This window comes from Streptomyces sp. NPDC001714 (assembly GCF_042892755.1).
GTDB lineage: Bacteria > Actinomycetota > Actinomycetes > Streptomycetales > Streptomycetaceae > Streptomyces.
On sequence record NZ_JBIAUL010000006.1, the window covers coordinates 227705 to 245926 of the forward strand.

Here is an 18222-nt window from a genome sequence, read left to right on the forward strand (position 1 = left end):
TGTCGAAAGATAGAACTTGTCCAAAGTTAGCTTTGCCTCAGCTTATCCGGGGCAGGCCGCGAGACCTTTTGGGGGACCCCACATGGCCGTCATCGAGACCCAGGCGACCCTGCACGAAGCCCACCGTGACAACCACACCCACCGGGATGTGAACGGGGGCTGGCTGCGGCCCGCCGTCTTCGGTGCCATGGACGGGCTCGTCTCCAACCTCGCCCTGATGACCGGCGTGGCCGGCGGGGCCGTCGGCCACCAGACCATCGTGATCACCGGGCTTGCGGGGCTGGCCGCCGGCGCCTTCTCGATGGCCGCCGGCGAGTACACCTCCGTCGCCTCGCAGCGCGAGCTCGTCGAGGCCGAGCTGGACGTGGAGCGCAGGGAGCTGCGCAGGCACCCGCAGGACGAGGAGGCCGAGCTGGCCGCGCTGTACGAGGCGAGAGGCGTCGAGCCGGCGCTGGCCCGGGAGGTCGCCCGGCAGCTGTCCGCCGACCCCGAGCAGGCGCTGGAGATACATGCCAGGGAAGAGCTCGGCATCGACCCCGGCGACCTGCCCTCTCCGCTGGTCGCCGCCGTCTCGTCCTTCGGGTCGTTCGCGCTGGGCGCGCTGTTGCCCGTGCTGCCGTTCCTGCTCGGCGCGACCGCGCTCTGGCCTGCCCTGCTGCTGGCCCTCGCCGGGCTGTTCGGCTGCGGTGCCGTGGTGGCCAAGGTGACCGCGCGGAGCTGGTGGTTCAGCGGTCTGCGGCAGCTCGCGCTGGGCGGCGCGGCGGCCGGTGTGACGTACGCCCTGGGTACTCTGTTCGGGACGGCCGTAGGATAGTGCGACTGGTAGCTATGCGTTGGGCCGCATAAATACCCGTTACTCGCTGGTTTCGAATGCTTAACCACTGGGCATGAGCCGTAAGCGCCGCAGGCAATGAGGCCTGCCATGCACCTGTGGGGTGGCGCGACGCTCACCCCCGCCCCTGCGGACCGATGGACACGGATCTGTCCGGATCGGTCCCCCACCACCTTCACCGCCTTGGGCGGTACTCGCCGTAAACCCCTGCGGCGTCCGCATGTTGGAACGGTGTATCCAGTTCCCGAGAACCGCTCCATCATGTAACCTGCGTGAAATTTCGCAACAAAAACGCAGAGGGCCAACGTCGTCCCTCGGCACCTGCTATACGCCACTGACGACGACGGGAGAGCCGATGCGTACGCCGCGCCAGCCGTCCCAGCACTCCACGAACGGCCGAAACTGGTCGTTCATGGATGCTCGCCCTGCTGCGCAGGGTATGTACGACCCCCGCAACGAGCGCGACGCCTGTGGCGTCGGCTTCGTGGCCACCCTCACCGGCGAGGCGAGCCATGCGCTGGTCGAGCAGGCGCTCACGGTTCTGCGCAACCTGGAGCACCGCGGCGCGACCGGTTCCGAGCCCGACTCCGGCGACGGCGCGGGCCTGCTCTCCCAGGTGCCCGACGCCTTCTTCCGTGAGGTGGCCGGATTCGAGCTGCCGGCGGCCGGTTCCTACGCCGTCGGTATCGCCTTCCTGCCCGAGGAGGGCGCCCAGGACGCCGTCTCGCAGATCGAGACGATCGCCGCGGACGAGGGCCTGACCGTCCTCGGCTGGCGCGAGGTCCCGGTCGCCCCGCAGCTGCTGGGCGCCACCGCCCGCTCGACCATGCCGGTCTTCCGGCAGGTTTTCGTCACCGACGGCGCCAGCGAGGGCATCGCGCTGGACCGCAAGGCGTTCGTGCTGCGCAAGCGCGCCGAGCGCGAGGCGGACGTCTACTTCCCCTCGCTGTCCGCGCGGACCATCGTCTACAAGGGCATGCTGACCACCGGCCAGCTGGAGCCCTTCTTCCCGGACCTGTCCGACCGCCGCTTCGCGTCCGCGATCGCGCTCGTGCACTCCCGGTTCTCCACGAACACCTTCCCGTCGTGGCCGCTCGCGCACCCCTACCGGTTCGTCGCCCACAACGGTGAGATCAACACCGTCAAGGGCAACCGCAACTGGATGGTCGCCCGCGAGTCCCAGCTGGTCTCCGACCTGTTCGGCCCGCAGGAGAAGCTCGACCGCGTCTTCCCGATCTGTACGCCCGACGCCTCCGACTCGGCGTCCTTCGACGAGGTGCTGGAGCTCCTGCACCTGGGCGGGCGTTCGCTGCCGCACTCCGTGCTGATGATGATCCCGGAGGCGTGGGAGAACCACGACTCCATGGACCCGGCCCGCCGCGCCTTCTACGGCTACCACTCCACGATGATGGAGCCCTGGGACGGCCCCGCCTGCGTCACCTTCACCGACGGCTCCCAGGTCGGCGCCGTTCTCGACCGCAACGGTCTGCGTCCCGGCCGCTACTGGGTCACCGACGAGGGCCTGGTCGTCCTCGGCTCCGAGGTCGGCGTCCTCGACATCGACCCCGCCAAGGTCGTCCGCAAGGGCCGGCTGCAGCCCGGCAGGATGTTCCTGGTCGACACCGTCGAGCACCGCATCATCGAGGACGACGAGATCAAGGCGGGCCTCGCCGCCGCGCAGCCGTACGCGGAGTGGCTGGAGGCCGGCGAGATCGAGCTGGGCGACCTGCCCGAGCGCGAGCACATCGTGCACACGCACGCCTCGGTCACCCGCCGCCAGCAGACCTTCGGCTACACCGAGGAGGAGCTGCGCGTCATCCTCGCGCCGATGGCCAAGGCCGGCGCCGAGCCGATCGGCTCCATGGGCACCGACTCGCCCATCGCCGCGCTGAGCGAGCGCCCGCGGCTGCTCTTCGACTACTTCACCCAGCTGTTCGCCCAGGTCACCAACCCGCCGCTGGACGCCATCCGCGAGGAGCTCGTCACCTCGCTGCGCTCGTCCCTCGGCCCCTCGGGCAACCTGCTCGACCCGACGGCCGCCTCCTGCCGCTCGGTCGTGCTGCCCTTCCCGGTGATCGACAACGACGAGCTGGCCAAGCTCATCCACATCAACGCCGACGGCGACATGCCCGGTTTCAAGGCCGCGACCCTGTCCGGCCTGTACCGGGTCTCCGGCGGCGGCGACTCGCTCGCCGCCCGCATCGAGGAGATCTGCGCCGAGGCCGACGCGGCCATCGAGAACGGCGCCCGGCTGATCGTCCTGTCGGACCGGCACTCGGACGCCGAGCACGCGCCGATCCCGTCGCTGCTGCTCACCGCGGCCGTCCACCACCACCTCATCCGCACCAAGCAGCGCACCCAAGTGGGCCTGCTGGTCGAGGCCGGTGACGTCCGCGAGGTCCACCACGTCGCCCTGCTGATCGGCTTCGGCGCCGCCGCCGTCAACCCGTACCTGGCCATGGAGTCCGTCGAGGACCTGGTCCGCGCGGGCACCTTCCTGCCGGGCATGGAGGCCGAGCAGGCCATCCGCAACCTGATCTACGCCCTCGGCAAGGGCGTCCTGAAGGTCATGTCCAAGATGGGCATCTCCACGGTCGCGTCCTACCGCGGCGCCCAAGTCTTCGAGGCCGTCGGTCTCGAAGCGGGCTTCGTCGACAAGTACTTCAACGGCACCGCCTCCAAGATCGGCGGCGTCGGCATCGACGTCATCGCCAAGGAGGTCGCCGCCCGCCACGCCAAGGCCTACCCGGCCTCCGGCATCGCCCCGGCCCACCGCGCCCTCGACATAGGCGGCGAGTACCAGTGGCGCCGCGAGGGCGAGCCGCACCTGTTCGACCCGGAGACGGTCTTCCGCCTCCAGCACTCGACGCGTGCGGGCCGCTACGACATCTTCAAGAAGTACACGGACCGCGTGAACGAGCAGTCCGAGCGGCTGATGACGCTCCGCGGCCTGTTCGGCTTCAAGTCCGACCGCCCGTCGATCTCCGTCGACGAGGTCGAGCCGGTCTCCGAGATCGTCAAGCGTTTCTCCACCGGCGCCATGTCGTACGGCTCCATCTCGCGCGAGGCGCACGAGACCCTCGCCATCGCCATGAACCAGCTGGGCGGCAAGTCCAACACCGGTGAGGGCGGCGAGGACCCGGACCGCCTCTACGACCCGGCCCGCCGGTCCGCCATCAAGCAGGTCGCCTCCGGCCGCTTCGGCGTGACGAGCGAGTACCTGGTCAACGCCGACGACATCCAGATCAAGATGGCCCAGGGCGCCAAGCCCGGCGAGGGCGGCCAGCTGCCCGGCCACAAGGTCTACCCGTGGGTCGCCAAGACCCGGCACTCCACCCCGGGCGTCGGCCTGATCTCCCCGCCGCCGCACCACGACATCTACTCCATCGAGGACCTGGCCCAGCTGATCCACGACCTGAAGAACGCGAACCCGCAGGCGCGGATTCACGTGAAGCTGGTCTCCGAGGTCGGCGTCGGCACGGTCGCGGCCGGTGTGTCCAAGGCCCACGCGGACGTCGTGCTCATCTCCGGCCACGACGGCGGTACGGGCGCCTCCCCGCTGACCTCGCTGAAGCACGCGGGCGGCCCCTGGGAGCTCGGCCTCGCCGAGACCCAGCAGACCCTGCTGCTCAACGGCCTGCGCGACCGCATCGTCGTCCAGACCGACGGCCAGCTGAAGACCGGCCGCGACGTCGTCATCGCCGCACTGCTCGGCGCCGAGGAGTTCGGTTTCGCGACCGCGCCGCTCGTCGTCTCCGGCTGCATCATGATGCGCGTCTGCCACCTCGACACCTGCCCGGTCGGCGTCGCCACCCAGAACCCGGTGCTGCGCGACCGCTTCTCCGGCAAGGCCGAGTACGTGGTGAACTTCTTCAAGTTCATCGCCGAGGAAGTCCGCGAGATCCTCGCCGAGCTGGGCTTCCGCTCCATCGAGGAGGCCGTCGGCCACGCCGAGGCGCTCGACGTCACCCGTGCCGTCAACCACTGGAAGGCGCAGGGCCTGGACCTGGCCCCGCTCTTCCACGTGCCCGAGCTGCCCGAGGGCGCGGCCCTGCACCGGACCGTCGCGCAGGACCACGGCCTGGAGAAGGCCCTGGACAACGAGCTGATCAAGCTCGCCTCCGACGCCCTGGCCGCCTCCAGCGCCACCGACGCCCAGCCGGTGCGCGCCCAGATCAAGGTGCGCAACATCAACCGCACGGTCGGCACCATGCTCGGCCACGAGGTGACGAAGAAGTTCGGCGGCGCGGGCCTGCCCGACGACACCATCGACATCACCTTCACCGGTTCGGCCGGCCAGTCCTTCGGCGCCTTCCTGCCGCGCGGTGTCACGCTCCGCCTGGAGGGCGACGCCAACGACTACGTCGGCAAGGGCCTCTCCGGCGGCCGTGTCATCGTCCGTCCGGACCGGGCGGCCGACCACCTCGCCGAGTTCTCCACCATCGCGGGCAACACCATCGCCTACGGCGCGACCGGCGGCGAGCTGTTCCTGCGCGGCCGGACCGGCGAGCGGTTCTGCGTCCGCAACTCCGGCGCCCTGGTGGTCTCGGAGGGCGTGGGCGACCACGGCTGCGAGTACATGACCGGCGGCCACGCGGTGGTCCTCGGCGAGACGGGCCGCAACTTCGCGGCCGGCATGTCCGGCGGTGTCGCCTACGTGATCGACCTGAACGTCGACAACGTCAACGTGGGCAACGTCGGCGCCGTCGAGGCCCTCGACGACTCCGACAAGCAGTGGCTGCACGACGTGGTGCGCCGGCACGCCGAGGAGACCGGCTCCACGGTCGCCGAGAAGCTGCTCGCCGACTGGGACGCGGCCGCGCAGCGGTTCAGCAAGATCATTCCCGGTACCTACAAGGCAGTGCTCGCCGCCAAGGACGCCGCCGAGCGAGCCGGTCTCTCCGAGACCGAGACCCACGAGAAGATGATGGAGGCGGCGATCAATGGCTGACCCGAAGGGCTTCCTGAACCACGGCCGTGAGGTCGCCAAGACCCGTCCCGTCACCGAGCGCGTCAAGGACTGGAACGAGGTCTACGTCCCGGGCTCGCTGCTGCCGATCATCAGCAAGCAGGCCAGCCGGTGCATGGACTGCGGCATTCCGTTCTGCCACAACGGCTGTCCGCTCGGGAACCTGATCCCCGAGTGGAACGACTACGCCTACCGCGAGGACTGGACGGCCGCGTCCGAGCGCCTGCACGCCACGAACAACTTCCCGGAGTTCACGGGCCGCCTGTGCCCGGCCCCGTGCGAGTCGGCGTGCGTGCTCGGCATCAACCAGCCGGCCGTCACCATCAAGAACGTCGAGGTCTCGATCATCGACAAGGCGTGGGACGCGGGCACCGTCGCCCCGCAGGCCCCCGAGCGCCTGTCCGGCAAGACCGTCGCCGTCATCGGCTCGGGCCCCGCGGGCCTGGCCGCCGCCCAGCAGCTCACCCGGGCCGGCCACACCGTCGCCGTCTACGAGCGCGCCGACCGCATCGGCGGCCTGCTCCGCTACGGCATCCCCGAGTTCAAGATGGAGAAGCGGCACATCAACCGCCGTATCGAGCAGATGCGCGCGGAGGGCACCCGCTTCCGTACCGGCATCGAGATCGGCCGCGACCTCAAGGCGACCGACCTGAAGAAGCGGTACGACGCGGTCGTCATCGCCGCCGGCGCCACGACCGCGCGTGACCTCCCGGTCCCCGGCCGCGAGCTCAAGGGTGTCTACCAGGCGATGGAGTACCTGCCGCTGGCCAACAAGGTCCAGGAGGGCGACTACGTGGTGTCGCCCATCTCGGCCGAGGGCAAGCACGTGGTCGTGATCGGCGGCGGCGACACCGGCGCGGACTGCGTGGGCACCGCCCACCGCCAGGGCGCGGCCTCGGTCACCCAGCTGGAGATCATGCCCCGGCCGGGCGAGGACCGGGCACCGCACCAGCCGTGGCCGACCTTCCCGATGCTCTACAAGGTCACCTCGGCGCACGAGGAGGGCGGCGAGCGGGTCTACTCCGTCTCCACCACCCACTTCGAGGGCGACGAGGACGGCAACGTCCAGTGGCTGCACCTCACCGAGGTGGAGTTCATCGACGGCAAGCTGACCCCGAAGCCGGGCACCGAGCGGAAGATCCCGGCCCAGCTGGTCACCCTCGCCATGGGCTTCACCGGCACCGACCGGGTCAACGGCCTGGTCGACCAGTTCGGTCTCGAACTCGACGAGCGCGGCAACGTCGCCCGCGACGCCGACTTCCAGACCAACGTCCCCGGCGTCTTCGTCGCCGGTGACGCGGGCCGCGGCCAGTCCCTGATCGTCTGGGCGATCGCCGAGGGCCGCTCGGCCGCCAAGGGCGTCGACCGCTTCCTCACGGGCGTGAGCGACCTCCCGGCCCCGATCCGCCCGACGGACCGCTCGCTGATGGTCTGACCCCCCGAAGAACGTCCCGTACAAAGGCGTACGGAACACTGACGGCGCCTGCCCCACAGTCCCCGACCGGACGACCGGGCAGGCGCCGCCGCCTTTCACTGGTCAAGTAACCTCGGCCTCCTGACCATGAGTCGAGGGAGCACAGGGATGGCCGCGATCAGTCTCAGCAAGGTGGAGCAGACGGCGCCCGCCCTCGTCGGTGCCTACCGCTCCGCCGGGATCTCCCTCACCAAGCACGGACTGGACGGCCTGCGTGCCGCCGTCTACCTGGTCGTCGACTACTCCGGCTCGATGAAGCCGTACTACGCGGACGGCAGCGTGCAGGCACTCGCCGACCGGGTCCTCGGCCTCTCCGCGCACCTGGACGACGACGGCCGGGTGCCCGTCGTCTTCTTCTCCACCGACATCGACGCGGTCACCGACATCGAACTCGCCGGGCACGCGGGCCGGATCGAGAAGATCGCGGCCGGGCTCGGGCACATGGGCAAGACCAGCTACCACCTCGCCATGGACGCCGTCATCGACCACTACCTCGACAGCGGCGCCACGGCCCCCGCCCTGGTCGTCTTCCAGACCGACGGCGGCCCCATCAACAAGCTCGCCGCGGAACGCTACCTGTGCAAGGCGGCCAGACTGCCGCTGTTCTGGCAGTTCGTCGGCTTCGGCGACCCGCACAGCAAGCAGTTCGACTTCCTGCGCAAGCTCGACGAACTGGCGGTGCCGGGGAAACGGGCGGTGGACAACGCGGGGTTCTTCCACGCCGGTTCGGACCCGCGGAAGGTGCCGGACGGCGAGCTGTACGACCGTCTCGTCGGCGAGTTCCCGCAGTGGCTGGCGGCGGCGCGGGCGGCGGGCATCGTGGGCGCCGGCTGACCCGGGTCGGCCCGGCCGGACTTTACGCCGCACCGTTGGCTGTCGGGGGCCTGTCATGCCACCCTGAGGGGTGATCCGGCGGGGAGGCGACGCGACGTATGGACGACGCGGCACGAACGGTGAACGGACAGGCACGGGTGGGAAGTTCCGCGGATCGAGCGGAGCCGCCCGGCAAGGGTGAGAAACTCGCGGACTGGGCGGACGGGCGGCTCGGGATCTACGCCCTGGCCAAGGCGAACATGCGCAAGGTGTTCCCGGACCACTGGTCCTTCATGCTGGGCGAGGTCTGCCTCTACAGCTTTCTCATCCTGATCCTCACGGGCATCTACCTCACCCTGTTCTTCGAGCCCAGCGGCGCCGAGGTCGTCTACCACGGCACCTACCGGCCGCTGAACGGCATCATCATGACCAAGGCGTACGAGTCGACGCTGCACATCAGCTTCGACGTGCGCGGCGGCCTGCTGATCCGGCAGATCCACCACTGGGCGGCGCTGGTCTTCGTGGCCGGCATGGTCGTCCACATGATGCGGGTGTTCTTCACCGGCGCCTTCCGCAAGCCCCGCGAGATCAACTGGCTGTTCGGCTGGACCCTGCTGTTCCTCGCCATCCTGACCGGCCTGACCGGCTACTCGCTCCCCGACGACCTGCTCTCCGGCACCGGCGTCCGGTTCGCCGACGGCGCGATCCTGTCGATCCCGATCGTCGGCTCGTACATCTCGATGTTCCTGTTCGGCGGGGAGTTCCCGGGCCACGACATCATCTCGAGGTTCTTCCCGATCCACGTGCTCCTGCTGCCCGGGATCATGCTGGGCCTGGTCGTCGCCCACCTGATCCTGGTCTTCTACCACAAGCACACCCAGTACCCGGCGCCCGGACGCGACCAGAAGAGCGTGGTCGGCATGCCCTTCCTGCCGGTCTACATGGCCAAGGCCGGCGGCTTCTTCTTCCTCGTCTTCGGCATCCTCGCGCTCATCGGCGGCATCGCCACCATCAACCCGGTGTGGGCCTTCGGCCCCTACCGCCCCGACCTGGTGACCACCGGCGCCCAGCCCGACTGGTACCTCGGCTTCTCCGAGGGCCTGATCCGCGTCATGCCCGGCTGGGAGATCAACGCCTGGGGCCACACCCTGGAACTGGGCGTCTTCATCCCCTTCTCGCTCTTCCCGCTCTTCCTCCTGGCCATCGGCGTCTACCCGTTCATCGAGGCGTGGATCACCGGCGACAAACGCGAGCATCACATCCTCGACCGGCCGCGCAACGTCCCCGTCCGCACCGCCCTCGGCGTGGCCTGGCTCAGCCTCTACTTCGTCCTCCTGATCGGCGGCGGCAACGACGTCGTCGCCACCCATCTCCATCTCTCCATCAACTCGATCACCTGGTTCGTCCGGATCTCCGTCTTCGTCGTCCCCGTCCTCGCCTTCATCGCCACCAAGCGGATCTGCCTCGGCCTCCAGCGCCGGGACCGCGACAAGGTCCTGCACGGCAGGGAGACCGGCCTCATCAAGATGCTTCCGCACGGCGAGTACATCGAGGTCCACGAACCTCTCAGCCAGGGCAGCCTGTTCGTCCTGACCCAGCACGAGCAGAGCCCGCCGTACGAGATAGGCCCGCTGGAGGACGCGAACGGCGTACGGCGCAAGGTCACACTCGCCCAGCGGGTACGGGCGGGCATGGCGAAGGCGATGTACGGCCCGGACACCCACATCCCGAAGCCGACGCGGGAGGAGTACCGGGAGATCACGAGCGGGGATCACCACTGAACGCCGTGAGCTGAAGCGCCCCGTCTTTTGGTCTTGGGGGCGCGGGGAACTGCGCGACCAGCCACACACCACCCGCAGCTAACGACGATCGAGAACCACCCTTCTGCACTCGTCCGGAGCCCCCCAAGCACCGTGCAGCGCCCGCGCCTTGGTCACCCACAAAGACAGGTCGTACTCCGCCGTATAGCCGATCGCCCCATGCAGTTGGAGCGCGGCCCGCGCTCCGGCGTACGCCGCCGCGCAGGCGCTGAGCTTCGCCGCGGCCACATCCGCCGGAGTCATCGTCACCGCCGCCCCGAACACCAGCGGACGGGCGAACTCCAGCGCGATCCTCACGTCGGCCAGCCGATGCCTGACCGCCTGGAAAGACCCTACGGGCACGCCGAACTGCGTCCGCTGCCCGACATACGCCACCGTGCTGTCGAGCAGGGCCAGCCCCACCCCCAGCGCCTGCGCGGCCGTGGCCAGCCGGGCCCAGGTCAGAGCCTCCGCCCACGGCGGCTCCGCGCTGAGCAGCTCGCCGACCGGAAACAGCGGGGTGAGCCGGCGGGCGGGGTCCAGGGACCGGCGTACCGCCCCGGCACCGGAGGACAACCGCAGGCCCTCCGGTGCGGCCGCGAGCCGGACGTCGGCCGCGTCCCCGTCCAGTGCGAACCCGTACCCGTGCTTCTCGAACGCCACGGTGGCCACCGTCTCGCCCGACGCGATCCCCGGCAGGAACCGCTTCGCCAGGCCTTCGCCGTCGTCGAGCAGCACCGCCGCCGCCACCGTCTCCGCCAACGGCCCCGGCACCGCGTACCGCCCCAACTCCACGAAGGCGACGGCGAGTTCGACGGGGCGGCGGCCGGCTCCGCCGTGCTCCTCCGGTACCGCAAGGCCGAACACCCCCGCCGCGCCGATCCGACCCCACAACGCCCGCCCGCTCGCCTGCTCGCCCCGGCTCCAGTCCCGTACCACCGCCGGCGTGTCCGCTGCCGTCAGCAGCGCCCGCAGGGCGCCGGCGAAATCCCGCTGCTCGGTGTCGAGGAGGAAACGCATGTCAGCGGCGTCCCTTCGGCAGGCCGAGCAGCCGCTCGGCGATGATGTCGCGCTGGATCTCGTTGGTGCCCGCGTAGATCGGACCGGCGAGGGAGAAGACGTATCCCTCGGACCACGGCGTGTCCGCCAGTTCGCCCTCCGCGCCCAGCAGATCGAGCGCCGTCTCGTGCAGGGCCACGTCCAGTTCCGACCAGAACACCTTGTTCAGGCTGGACTCCGGGCCGAGCGGCTCGCCGTCCAGGAAGCGGGCGGCGGCCGTGTAGGTGAACAGCTGATACGCGCGAGCACCGACGACGGCGTCGGCCACCCGGGCCGCAGCCGACTCCGGTTCGCCCCGTGCCCGCCAGAGGTCCCGCAACCGGTCGGCGGCGGCCAGGAACCGCCCCGGCGACCGCAGCGTCAGCCCCCGCTCGTTCCCCGCCGTCGACATCGCGATCCGCCAGCCCCGGCCCGGCTCGCCGATCACGTCCTCGTCGGGCACGAACACCTCGTCCAGGAACAGTTCCGCGAACGCCGGCTTCCCGTCGAGGCGGCCGATCGGGCGCACGTCCACGCCCGGCGCGCGCAGGTCGAACATCAGGTAGGTGAGCCCCTGATGCGGCTTGGGCGTATCGGGATGACTGCGGAACAGGCCGAACGCGCGGTCGGCGAAGGCCGCCCGTGACGACCACGTCTTCTGGCCGGTGAGCAGCCAGCCGCCGTCCGTCCGCACGGCCTTGGAGGTGAGGGAGGCCAGGTCGGAACCGGCTCCGGGCTCGGACCACGCCTGCGCCCAGACCACCTCGCCGGTCGCCATCGGCGGCAGCACCCGCGCGCGCTGCTCCTGCGTGCCGTGGTCGAAGAGGGTCGGTGCGAGCAGGCTGATGCCGTTCTGGCCGACCCGGCCCGGCGCGCCCGCCGCCCAGTACTCCTCCTCGAAGACGAGCCACCGCATCAGCCCCGCGTTCCGGCCGCCGTACTCCGCGGGCCAGGACACCACCGACCAGCGGTCCGCGGCCAGTTCGGCCTCCCAGGCGCGGTGCGCCGCGAAGCCCTCCGCCGTCTCCAGGGAGGGGAGCGGGCTGTGCGGCACATGCGCCCGGAGCCAGGCGCGGGCCTCGGCACGGAACTCCTCGTCCGCCGGACTGTGGGTCAGGTCCACGGTCGCCGTCACCATCCTTCCCTAACAAGTGTTTGGTAGGTTAGCGTGGGTCCATGACAGGCGTCGAGAGTCCGGAGTACGTGCCCGGGCACGGGCTGCTCGAGGGGCGCACCGCCGTCGTCACGGCCGCGGCCGGGGCGGGGATCGGCGGGGCGACCGCGCGCCGCTTCCTGGAGGAGGGCGCCCGCGTGCTGATCAGCGACGCACACGCGCGGCGCCTGAAGGAGTACGCGGCCGAGCTGGCCGGCCGGCATCCGGGCGCCGTGACCGCCTTCCCGTGCGACGTGACCGACGAGGCCCAGGTACGCGGCCTCCTAGACACCGCAGTGCGGGAGCACGGGCGGCTGGACATCGTCGTCAACAACGCCGGTCTCGGCGGGACCTCGGCCCTCGTCGACATGACGGACGACCAGTGGACCCGGGTCCTGGACGTCACCCTCAACGGCACCTTCCGGTGCACTCGCGCGGCCCTGCGGCTCTTCCGCGAGAGCGGGCAGGGCGGGGTGATCGTCAACAACTCCTCCGTCGTCGGCTGGCGGGCCCAGGCCGGACAGGCCCACTACGCCGCCGCCAAGGCCGGGGTGATGGCGCTGACCCGGTGCGCGGCGATCGAGGCCGCCGAGTACGGGGTGCGGGTCAACGCCGTGGCGCCGAGCCTCGCCATGCATCCGCACCTGGTGAAGGTGACCTCCGCCGAGCTGCTGGAGGAGCTCACCGCCCGCGAGGCCTTCGGGCGGTACGCCGAACCCTGGGAAGTGGCCAACGCGATCGTCTTCCTGGCGTCCGGCTACTCCTCGTACCTCACCGGTGAGGTCGTCTCCGTCAGCAGCCAGCACCCGTAGGACGAGAATGTTCCCGTGCCGACCAAGAAGAAGCCCCAGGTGACCGCGGCCCCCGCCCGGCGCCGCGAACTCCTCGAGACCGCCGCCGAGGTCTTCGCCGAACAGGGCTACAACGCCACCACCGTGCGCAAGATCGCGGACCACGCGGGGATGCTCGCCGGCAGCCTCTACTACCACTTCGACTCCAAGGAATCGATGCTGGAGGAGATCCTGCGGACCTTCCTCGACGAGCTCTGGGACGGCTACGACACCGTCCTGGACGCCGAGCTCGGTCCCCGCGAGACCCTCGAAGCCCTGGTCACCGAGTCCTTCCGGGAGATCGACCGGCACCGCGCCGCCGTCGCCATCTACCAGAAGGAGAGCAAGCAGCTGGTCGCGCAGGAGCGGTTCGGCTTCCTCGCCGAGTCGCAGCGCAGGTTCGAGAAGGCGTGGCTGTCGACGCTGGAGCGCGGGGTCGCCGCGCGCGTCTTCCGCGCCGACCTCGACGTCCGCCTCACCTACCGGTTCGTGCGCGACACCGTGTGGGTCGCCGCCTCCTGGTACCGGCCCGGCGGACAGCACAGCCCGGAGGAGATCGCCCGGCAGTACCTGTCGATGGTGCTGGACGGGATCGCCGTCCGCGAGTAGCTCACCCATTCGTTGAAAGCCCCTTTCTTTCGAGGGAGTTGCTGACATGGCCGAGGCCTACATCGTCGAAGCGGTGCGCACGCCGGTCGGGCGGCGCAAGGGCGGACTGAGCGGGGTCCACCCCGCCGATCTGGGCGCCCACGTGCTGACCGCCCTGGTGGAGCGGTCGGGTGTGGACCCGGCCGCCGTCGAGGACGTCGTCTTCGGCTGCCTCGACGCGGTGGGGCCGCAGGCCGGCGACATCGCCCGCACCAGCTGGCTGGCGGCCGGGCTGCCCGAGGAGGTGCCGGGGGTCACCGTCGACCGCCAGTGCGGCTCCTCGCAGCAGGCCGTGCACTTCGCCGCGCAGGCCGTGCTCTCCGGCACCCAGGACCTGGTGGTCGCCGGCGGCGTCCAGAACATGTCCCAGATACCCATCGCCTTCGCCTCCCGCCAGGCCGCCGAGCCGCTGGGCCTGACCGAGGGCCCCTTCCTGGGCAGCGAGGGCTGGCGGGCCCGGTACGGCCGGCAGCCCGTCAACCAGTTCGCCGGCGCCGAGATGATCGCCGCCAAGTGGGGCATCAGCCGCCAGGACCAGGAGGAGTTCGCCCTGAACTCCCACCGGCGGGCCCTGCGCGCCATCGACGAGGGCCGCTTCGAGCGGGAGATCGTGCCCTACGGCCCGGTCGCGGTGGACGAGGGGCCGCGCCGCGACACCTCCCTGGAGAAGATGGCCGCCCTGAAGCCGGTCGTCGACGGCGGCACCATCACCGCCGCCTGCTCCTCCCAGGTCTCCGACGGAGCCGCCGCCCTGCTCCTCGCCTCCGAACGGGCGGTCCGCGAACACGGGCTGCGCCCCCGGGCCCGCGTCCACCACCTCTCCGTCCGCGGTGAGGACCCCATCCGGATGCTCTCCGCACCGATCCCGGCCACCGCCCACGCCCTGAAGAAGACCGGCCTCACCATCGACGCCGTCGACCTCGTCGAGATCAACGAGGCCTTCGCCCCGGTCGTCCTCGCCTGGCTCAAGGAGACCGGCGCCGACCCCGCCAAGGTCAACGTCAACGGCGGCGCGATAGCCCTCGGCCACCCCCTCGGCGCCACCGGCGTCAAGCTGATGACGACCCTCCTGCACGAACTGGAACGCACCGGCGGCCGGTACGGCCTCCAGACCATGTGTGAGGGGGGAGGACAGGCCAACGTGACGATCATCGAGAGGCTGTAAGCACTCACTTGAGTGCCGTGAGCCGCTACCCGAGTGCTGTCAGCCGTTCCCGGGCCGCCTCCGCCTCCTTCATGATCCGTTCCACCAGCTCCGTGCACGACGGCAGGTCGTCGATCACCCCAGCGACCTGCCCGGACGCCATCACCCCGAGATCCGTACGGCCGTCCACCATCGCCGACCTGAGCAGCATCGGCGTGTTCGCGGCCAGCAGCACCTGACTCCAGGACAGCTCTTTGCCGTGCCGCAGGGCCAGGCCGTCGTGGACCATCTGCCGCCAGGTGAGCCCGGACAGCTGCCGGAACCCCGCCGCCCGCCGTATCGCGTGCAGCAGACTCCGGGTCCGGCCCGAGCGCTCCAGCGCGGTCACCAGATCGGTCCGCAGCATCCGGTGCGGCAGCCCGTCCACCGCCCTGGTCACCGTGACGTCCCTGACCGTCGCCGCCAGATACCTCGCCTTCACCGCGTCCGGCACCGTCGAGTCCGAGGTGAGCAGGAACCGGGTGCCCATCGCGACCCCCGCCGCGCCGTACGCCAGCGCCGCCACCAGTCCCCGGCCGTCGAAGAATCCCCCGGCGGCCACCACCGGTATCCGCACCGCGTCCACCACCTGAGGCAGCAGCACGCTCGTCGCCACCTCGCCGGTGTGCCCGCCGCCCTCGCCGCCCTGCACGATCACCGCGTCCGCGCCCCACGCCGCCACCTTCTCGGCGTGCCGCCGCGCCCCGACGGACGGGATCACCACCACGCCGGCCTCCTTCAGCTCGGCGATCAGCTCGGGGGAGGGGGCGAGCGCGAAGGACGCCACCCGTACACCCCCGTCGATGATCAGCCGGACCCGGTCGCCGGCGTCGGCCGCGTCCGCCCGCAGGTTCACCCCGAACGGGGCGTCCGTACGGCACCGCACCTCGGCTATCGCGGCCCGCAGCCGGTCGAGGGTCATCGTGGCGGAGGCCAGGATGCCGAGCGCCCCGGCATTGGCCGCGGCGGAGACCAGGCGGGGGCCGGCCACCCAGCCCATCCCCGTCTGCACGATCGGATGCCGGATCCCGGCCAGCCGGGTCAGTGCCGTCTCCATCAGCCGGCGACCTCCTTCGTCCGCGCGCCGGCCGGATCGAGCACCTCGCGGATCAGCCGCAGCTCCTCCGTGCTCGGTCCGCGGGTGTACGGCACCTCGTCCGGGACGGCCAGCTCGAAGTCCGTCGCCTCCCGGACCTGGTCGATGCTCACCCCCGGATGCAGCGCGGCCAGCCGCATCGAGCGGTCCGGGGTCTCGAAGTCGAGGACGCCCAGGTCGGTGACGACCCTCGGGATCCGGTGGAAGCGTTCCGTGCCCGGATGCGCGGCGACCCGGTCGTACCCCACCCCGCACACCATGTCGACCTTCGCCACGAACACCCGCCGGGAGTGCTTCGGGACCCAGTAACTCGTCGGGTTGTTGAGGGTGTTGAGCGGCGCTCCGCGCACCCCCAGCAGCTGGCGGCGGGGCCGGGACCAGTCGCCGACGCAGGAGATGTTCTGGTTGCCGTACCGGTCGAGCTGGCTCGCGCCCATCATCACGTGCCGGCGCCCGCCGGACACCAGGGCGAGGTGCTGCCGGTAGGGCAGCCAGCCCTCGGGCGTCCCGTCCGGGCGGACCAGCAGGGCCTCGCCGTCCGTCAGCAGCAGGTCCGGCGCGAAGGTCAGCCGGGCCAGGCGGGCGCCGAGCGAGGGGATCAGGCCCATCGGGCTCGCCAGGATCTCACCGGAGCCGCGCCAGGCCTCCGCGCAGGCGATGACGCAGTACTCGGAGCGCAGTACCTCCGTGCGCGGTGTGTCCGTCACCCCTGCCCCTCCTGCCCTTCCCGTTCCTCCTGCCAGTTCCGCACCGCCGACCGGTACGCCTGTTCGTCCCCGGCCAGGAACCGCTCGGAGAACTCCGTCCAGGACGTCGTCGCGTACAGCCGCTGGAACTCCTCGTCCCGCTCGTACTCCGGGGCGCAGGACGTGAAGTGCGCGCCGCCCGGCGCCTCCACGACCCCCGTCACGTTCAGCCGCTTGACCAGCAGCGACTGCGGGGCCGCCGCCTTCGTCAGCTCGGCCGTGTCCACGATCCGCTCGCAGGAGACGTAGGCCGCGTCCGCCGCCTCGCAGAACAGGTCGTCGAAGTACGGGTCCGGACCCAGGTACTGACCGTTGCCCAGCCGGTCGGCGCGGTTGACGTGGACCAGCGCCGCGTCCAGGCGCAGGGCGGGCATCGCCACGAACGTCTCCCCGTCGTCGTACGGCGAGGTGACGGTCCGTAACCCGGGGTTGACCCGCATGACGTCCGAGCCGATCCCGGCGCGCACCGGCAGGAAGGGCAGCCGGTTCGCGGCCGCGTGCAGGCCCCACATGAACATGCCCTCGTCGACCTCCGTCAGCTCGAACGCCCCGCGCTCGCGGGCCGCGCGGTAGTGCGGTTCGAGCGGGACGGAGTCGAGGGTGACGAAGGGCGTCACCAGCTTGCGCACCCGGCCGGCCGCGACCAGCATCCCGACGTCCGGGCCGCCGTACGAGACCAGCGTCAGATCGTCGATACCGCTCCGGAGCACTGCCCTGACCAGCGACATCGGCTTGCGCCGGGAACCCCAGCCGCCGATGCCGAGGGTCATGCCGCCGGCCAGCCCGGCGACGGCCTCGTCGGCGGTCATCGTCTTGTCAGTCACTCCCCGCACCCTCCTTCCCGAAGGTGTCGCGTACCCGGTCGGCCACCCCGCTGAGGGCGGCCTCGAAGGTGAAGCCCTGTTCGAAGCGGTAACTGCGTCGCACGTCGACGGGGTCGATGCCGTTGATGGCGGCCTTGGCCAGGCGCAGCAGCCGGCCGTCCTTGGCGGCGATCTCCCGCGCCAGTTCCAGCGCCGCGGAGCCGAGTTCCTCGCGGGGCACGACCCGCCACACCGAGCCGTGCGCGTGCAGTTCGGTCGCGGTCGCCGTGCGCGAGGTGTAGTACAGCGTCCGCATCAGATGCGGCGGGACCAGGCGGGCCAGGTGGGTGGCCGCGCCCAGGGCGCCCCGGTCCAGCTCCGGCAGCCCGAAGACGGCATCCTCGCTCGCCACGATCGCGTCCGCGTTGCCCACCAGGCCTATCCCGCCGCCGAGACAGAAGCCGTGCACCGCGGCCACCACCGGGGTCTCGCACTCGTACACCGCCGCGAAGGCCTCCGCGCAGCCCCGGTTGGCGCCGAGCAGTGCCGCGTCCCCGTCCGCCTGTATCTCCTTGATGTCCACGCCCGCGTTGAAGCCCCGGCCCCGCGCGGTCAGCACGACACACCGCGTCCCGGGGTCGCGGCCGGCCGCGCGCACCGCGTCCGCCAGCGCGAACCAGCCCCGCACCGGCAGTGCGTTGACCGGGGGGTGGTCGACCGTGACGAGCGCGATGCCCTTTTCCGGAGACGAGGTGGAGACACCCATGGACGCATCAGCTACCTTCGCACTCAGCTGCCTTTCCACCAAACATTTGTTAGGTGTGAGGCTTCGAAGCTA

Annotated in this window: 14 protein-coding genes; 8 read left to right on the top strand and 6 right to left on the bottom strand. The window is 70.9% G+C overall.

The annotated features are described in order from the left end of the window. Positions 1-82 precede the first annotated feature (82 nt). The 5 genes from ACFY0P_RS17880 (at position 83) to ACFY0P_RS17900 (ending at position 9869) form a co-directional block, all read left to right on the top strand. The gene (locus ACFY0P_RS17880) at positions 83-814 is read left to right on the top strand and encodes a VIT1/CCC1 transporter family protein (RefSeq protein WP_351489454.1); all 732 of its coding nucleotides are present in this window, start codon (positions 83-85) and stop codon (positions 812-814) included. Positions 815-1244: 430 nt separating this feature from the next. Next, positions 1245-5783 (top strand): glutamate synthase large subunit, encoded by a 4539-nt coding sequence (gltB, locus tag ACFY0P_RS17885; RefSeq protein WP_388913340.1) that lies wholly within the window; start codon positions 1245-1247, stop codon positions 5781-5783. After that, a complete protein-coding gene (locus ACFY0P_RS17890; RefSeq protein WP_388913343.1) occupies positions 5776-7236 on the top strand; it encodes a glutamate synthase subunit beta in 1461 nt (486 codons plus the stop codon). The genes gltB and ACFY0P_RS17890 overlap by 8 nt, the downstream gene beginning before the upstream one ends. Positions 7237-7383: 147 nt before the next feature. Beyond that, positions 7384-8109, top strand: a complete 726-nt coding sequence (locus ACFY0P_RS17895; RefSeq protein WP_388913346.1) for a vWA domain-containing protein — start codon at positions 7384-7386, stop codon at positions 8107-8109. 98 nt (positions 8110-8207) lie between these two features. Further along, complete coding sequence (locus tag ACFY0P_RS17900; RefSeq protein ID WP_388913349.1) at positions 8208-9869, top strand: cytochrome bc complex cytochrome b subunit; 1662 nt, start codon at positions 8208-8210, stop codon at positions 9867-9869. Between the two features lie 78 nt (positions 9870-9947). On the opposite strand, the gene ACFY0P_RS17905 is transcribed toward ACFY0P_RS17900, so the two are convergent. Then, positions 9948-10907, bottom strand: coding sequence for an acyl-CoA dehydrogenase family protein (locus tag ACFY0P_RS17905; protein WP_388913352.1), 960 nt, complete (start codon positions 10905-10907; stop codon positions 9948-9950). Position 10908: 1 nt separating this feature from the next. Continuing rightward, on the bottom strand, positions 10909-12048 hold the full coding sequence (locus ACFY0P_RS17910; protein WP_388914128.1) for an acyl-CoA dehydrogenase family protein: 1140 nt from the start codon (positions 12046-12048) through the stop codon (positions 10909-10911). Positions 12049-12101: 53 nt separating this feature from the next. Between ACFY0P_RS17910 and ACFY0P_RS17915 the strand changes: the two genes are divergently transcribed. Genes ACFY0P_RS17915 through ACFY0P_RS17925 form a run of 3 tightly spaced genes read left to right on the top strand, consistent with a single transcriptional unit; the run spans position 12102 to position 14721 of the window. Beyond that, positions 12102-12890, top strand: coding sequence for an SDR family oxidoreductase (locus ACFY0P_RS17915; protein WP_388913355.1), 789 nt, complete (start codon positions 12102-12104; stop codon positions 12888-12890). 15 nt (positions 12891-12905) lie between these two features. Beyond that, the gene (locus ACFY0P_RS17920) at positions 12906-13517 is read left to right on the top strand and encodes a TetR/AcrR family transcriptional regulator (protein ID WP_351704993.1); all 612 of its coding nucleotides are present in this window, start codon (positions 12906-12908) and stop codon (positions 13515-13517) included. A 46-nt stretch (positions 13518-13563) separates the two neighbouring features. Beyond that, positions 13564-14721, top strand: coding sequence for an acetyl-CoA C-acetyltransferase (locus ACFY0P_RS17925; RefSeq protein WP_388913358.1), 1158 nt, complete (start codon positions 13564-13566; stop codon positions 14719-14721). A 25-nt stretch (positions 14722-14746) separates the two neighbouring features. Here ACFY0P_RS17925 and ACFY0P_RS17930 read toward each other — a convergent pair whose 3' ends face one another. Genes ACFY0P_RS17930 through ACFY0P_RS17945 form a run of 4 tightly spaced genes read right to left on the bottom strand, consistent with a single transcriptional unit; the run spans position 14747 to position 18150 of the window. Beyond that, the gene (locus ACFY0P_RS17930; protein WP_388913361.1) at positions 14747-15796 is read right to left on the bottom strand and encodes an NAD(P)H-dependent flavin oxidoreductase; all 1050 of its coding nucleotides are present in this window, start codon (positions 15794-15796) and stop codon (positions 14747-14749) included. Beyond that, entirely contained in the window at positions 15796-16542 is a 747-nt protein-coding gene (locus tag ACFY0P_RS17935) for a CoA-transferase subunit beta (RefSeq protein ID WP_388913364.1), read from the bottom strand. The genes ACFY0P_RS17930 and ACFY0P_RS17935 overlap by 1 nt, the downstream gene beginning before the upstream one ends. After that, the gene (locus tag ACFY0P_RS17940; RefSeq protein ID WP_388913367.1) at positions 16539-17405 is read right to left on the bottom strand and encodes a CoA transferase subunit A; all 867 of its coding nucleotides are present in this window, start codon (positions 17403-17405) and stop codon (positions 16539-16541) included. The genes ACFY0P_RS17935 and ACFY0P_RS17940 overlap by 4 nt, the downstream gene beginning before the upstream one ends. Further along, positions 17398-18150, bottom strand: a complete 753-nt coding sequence (locus tag ACFY0P_RS17945; RefSeq protein ID WP_388913370.1) for an enoyl-CoA hydratase family protein — start codon at positions 18148-18150, stop codon at positions 17398-17400. The genes ACFY0P_RS17940 and ACFY0P_RS17945 overlap by 8 nt, the downstream gene beginning before the upstream one ends. Positions 18151-18222: the final 72 nt, after the last annotated feature.

Bases quoted from the DNA above. Each gene is read 5' to 3' on its own strand.
- ACFY0P_RS17895 (WP_388913346.1), top strand. From the start codon at position 7,384: ATGGCCGCGATCAGTCTCAGCAAGGTGGAGCAGACGGCGCCCGCCCTC.
- ACFY0P_RS17880 (WP_351489454.1), top strand. From the start codon at position 83: ATGGCCGTCATCGAGACCCAGGCGACCCTGCACGAAGCCCACCGTGAC.
- gltB (WP_388913340.1), top strand. From the start codon at position 1,245: ATGGATGCTCGCCCTGCTGCGCAGGGTATGTACGACCCCCGCAACGAG.
- ACFY0P_RS17900 (WP_388913349.1), top strand. From the start codon at position 8,208: ATGGACGACGCGGCACGAACGGTGAACGGACAGGCACGGGTGGGAAGT.
- ACFY0P_RS17905 (WP_388913352.1), bottom strand. From the start codon at position 10,907: ATGCGTTTCCTCCTCGACACCGAGCAGCGGGATTTCGCCGGCGCCCTG.
- ACFY0P_RS17890 (WP_388913343.1), top strand. From the start codon at position 5,776: ATGGCTGACCCGAAGGGCTTCCTGAACCACGGCCGTGAGGTCGCCAAG.
- ACFY0P_RS17945 (WP_388913370.1), bottom strand. From the start codon at position 18,150: ATGGGTGTCTCCACCTCGTCTCCGGAAAAGGGCATCGCGCTCGTCACG.
- ACFY0P_RS17925 (WP_388913358.1), top strand. From the start codon at position 13,564: ATGGCCGAGGCCTACATCGTCGAAGCGGTGCGCACGCCGGTCGGGCGG.
- ACFY0P_RS17930 (WP_388913361.1), bottom strand. From the start codon at position 15,796: ATGGAGACGGCACTGACCCGGCTGGCCGGGATCCGGCATCCGATCGTG.
- ACFY0P_RS17915 (WP_388913355.1), top strand. From the start codon at position 12,102: ATGACAGGCGTCGAGAGTCCGGAGTACGTGCCCGGGCACGGGCTGCTC.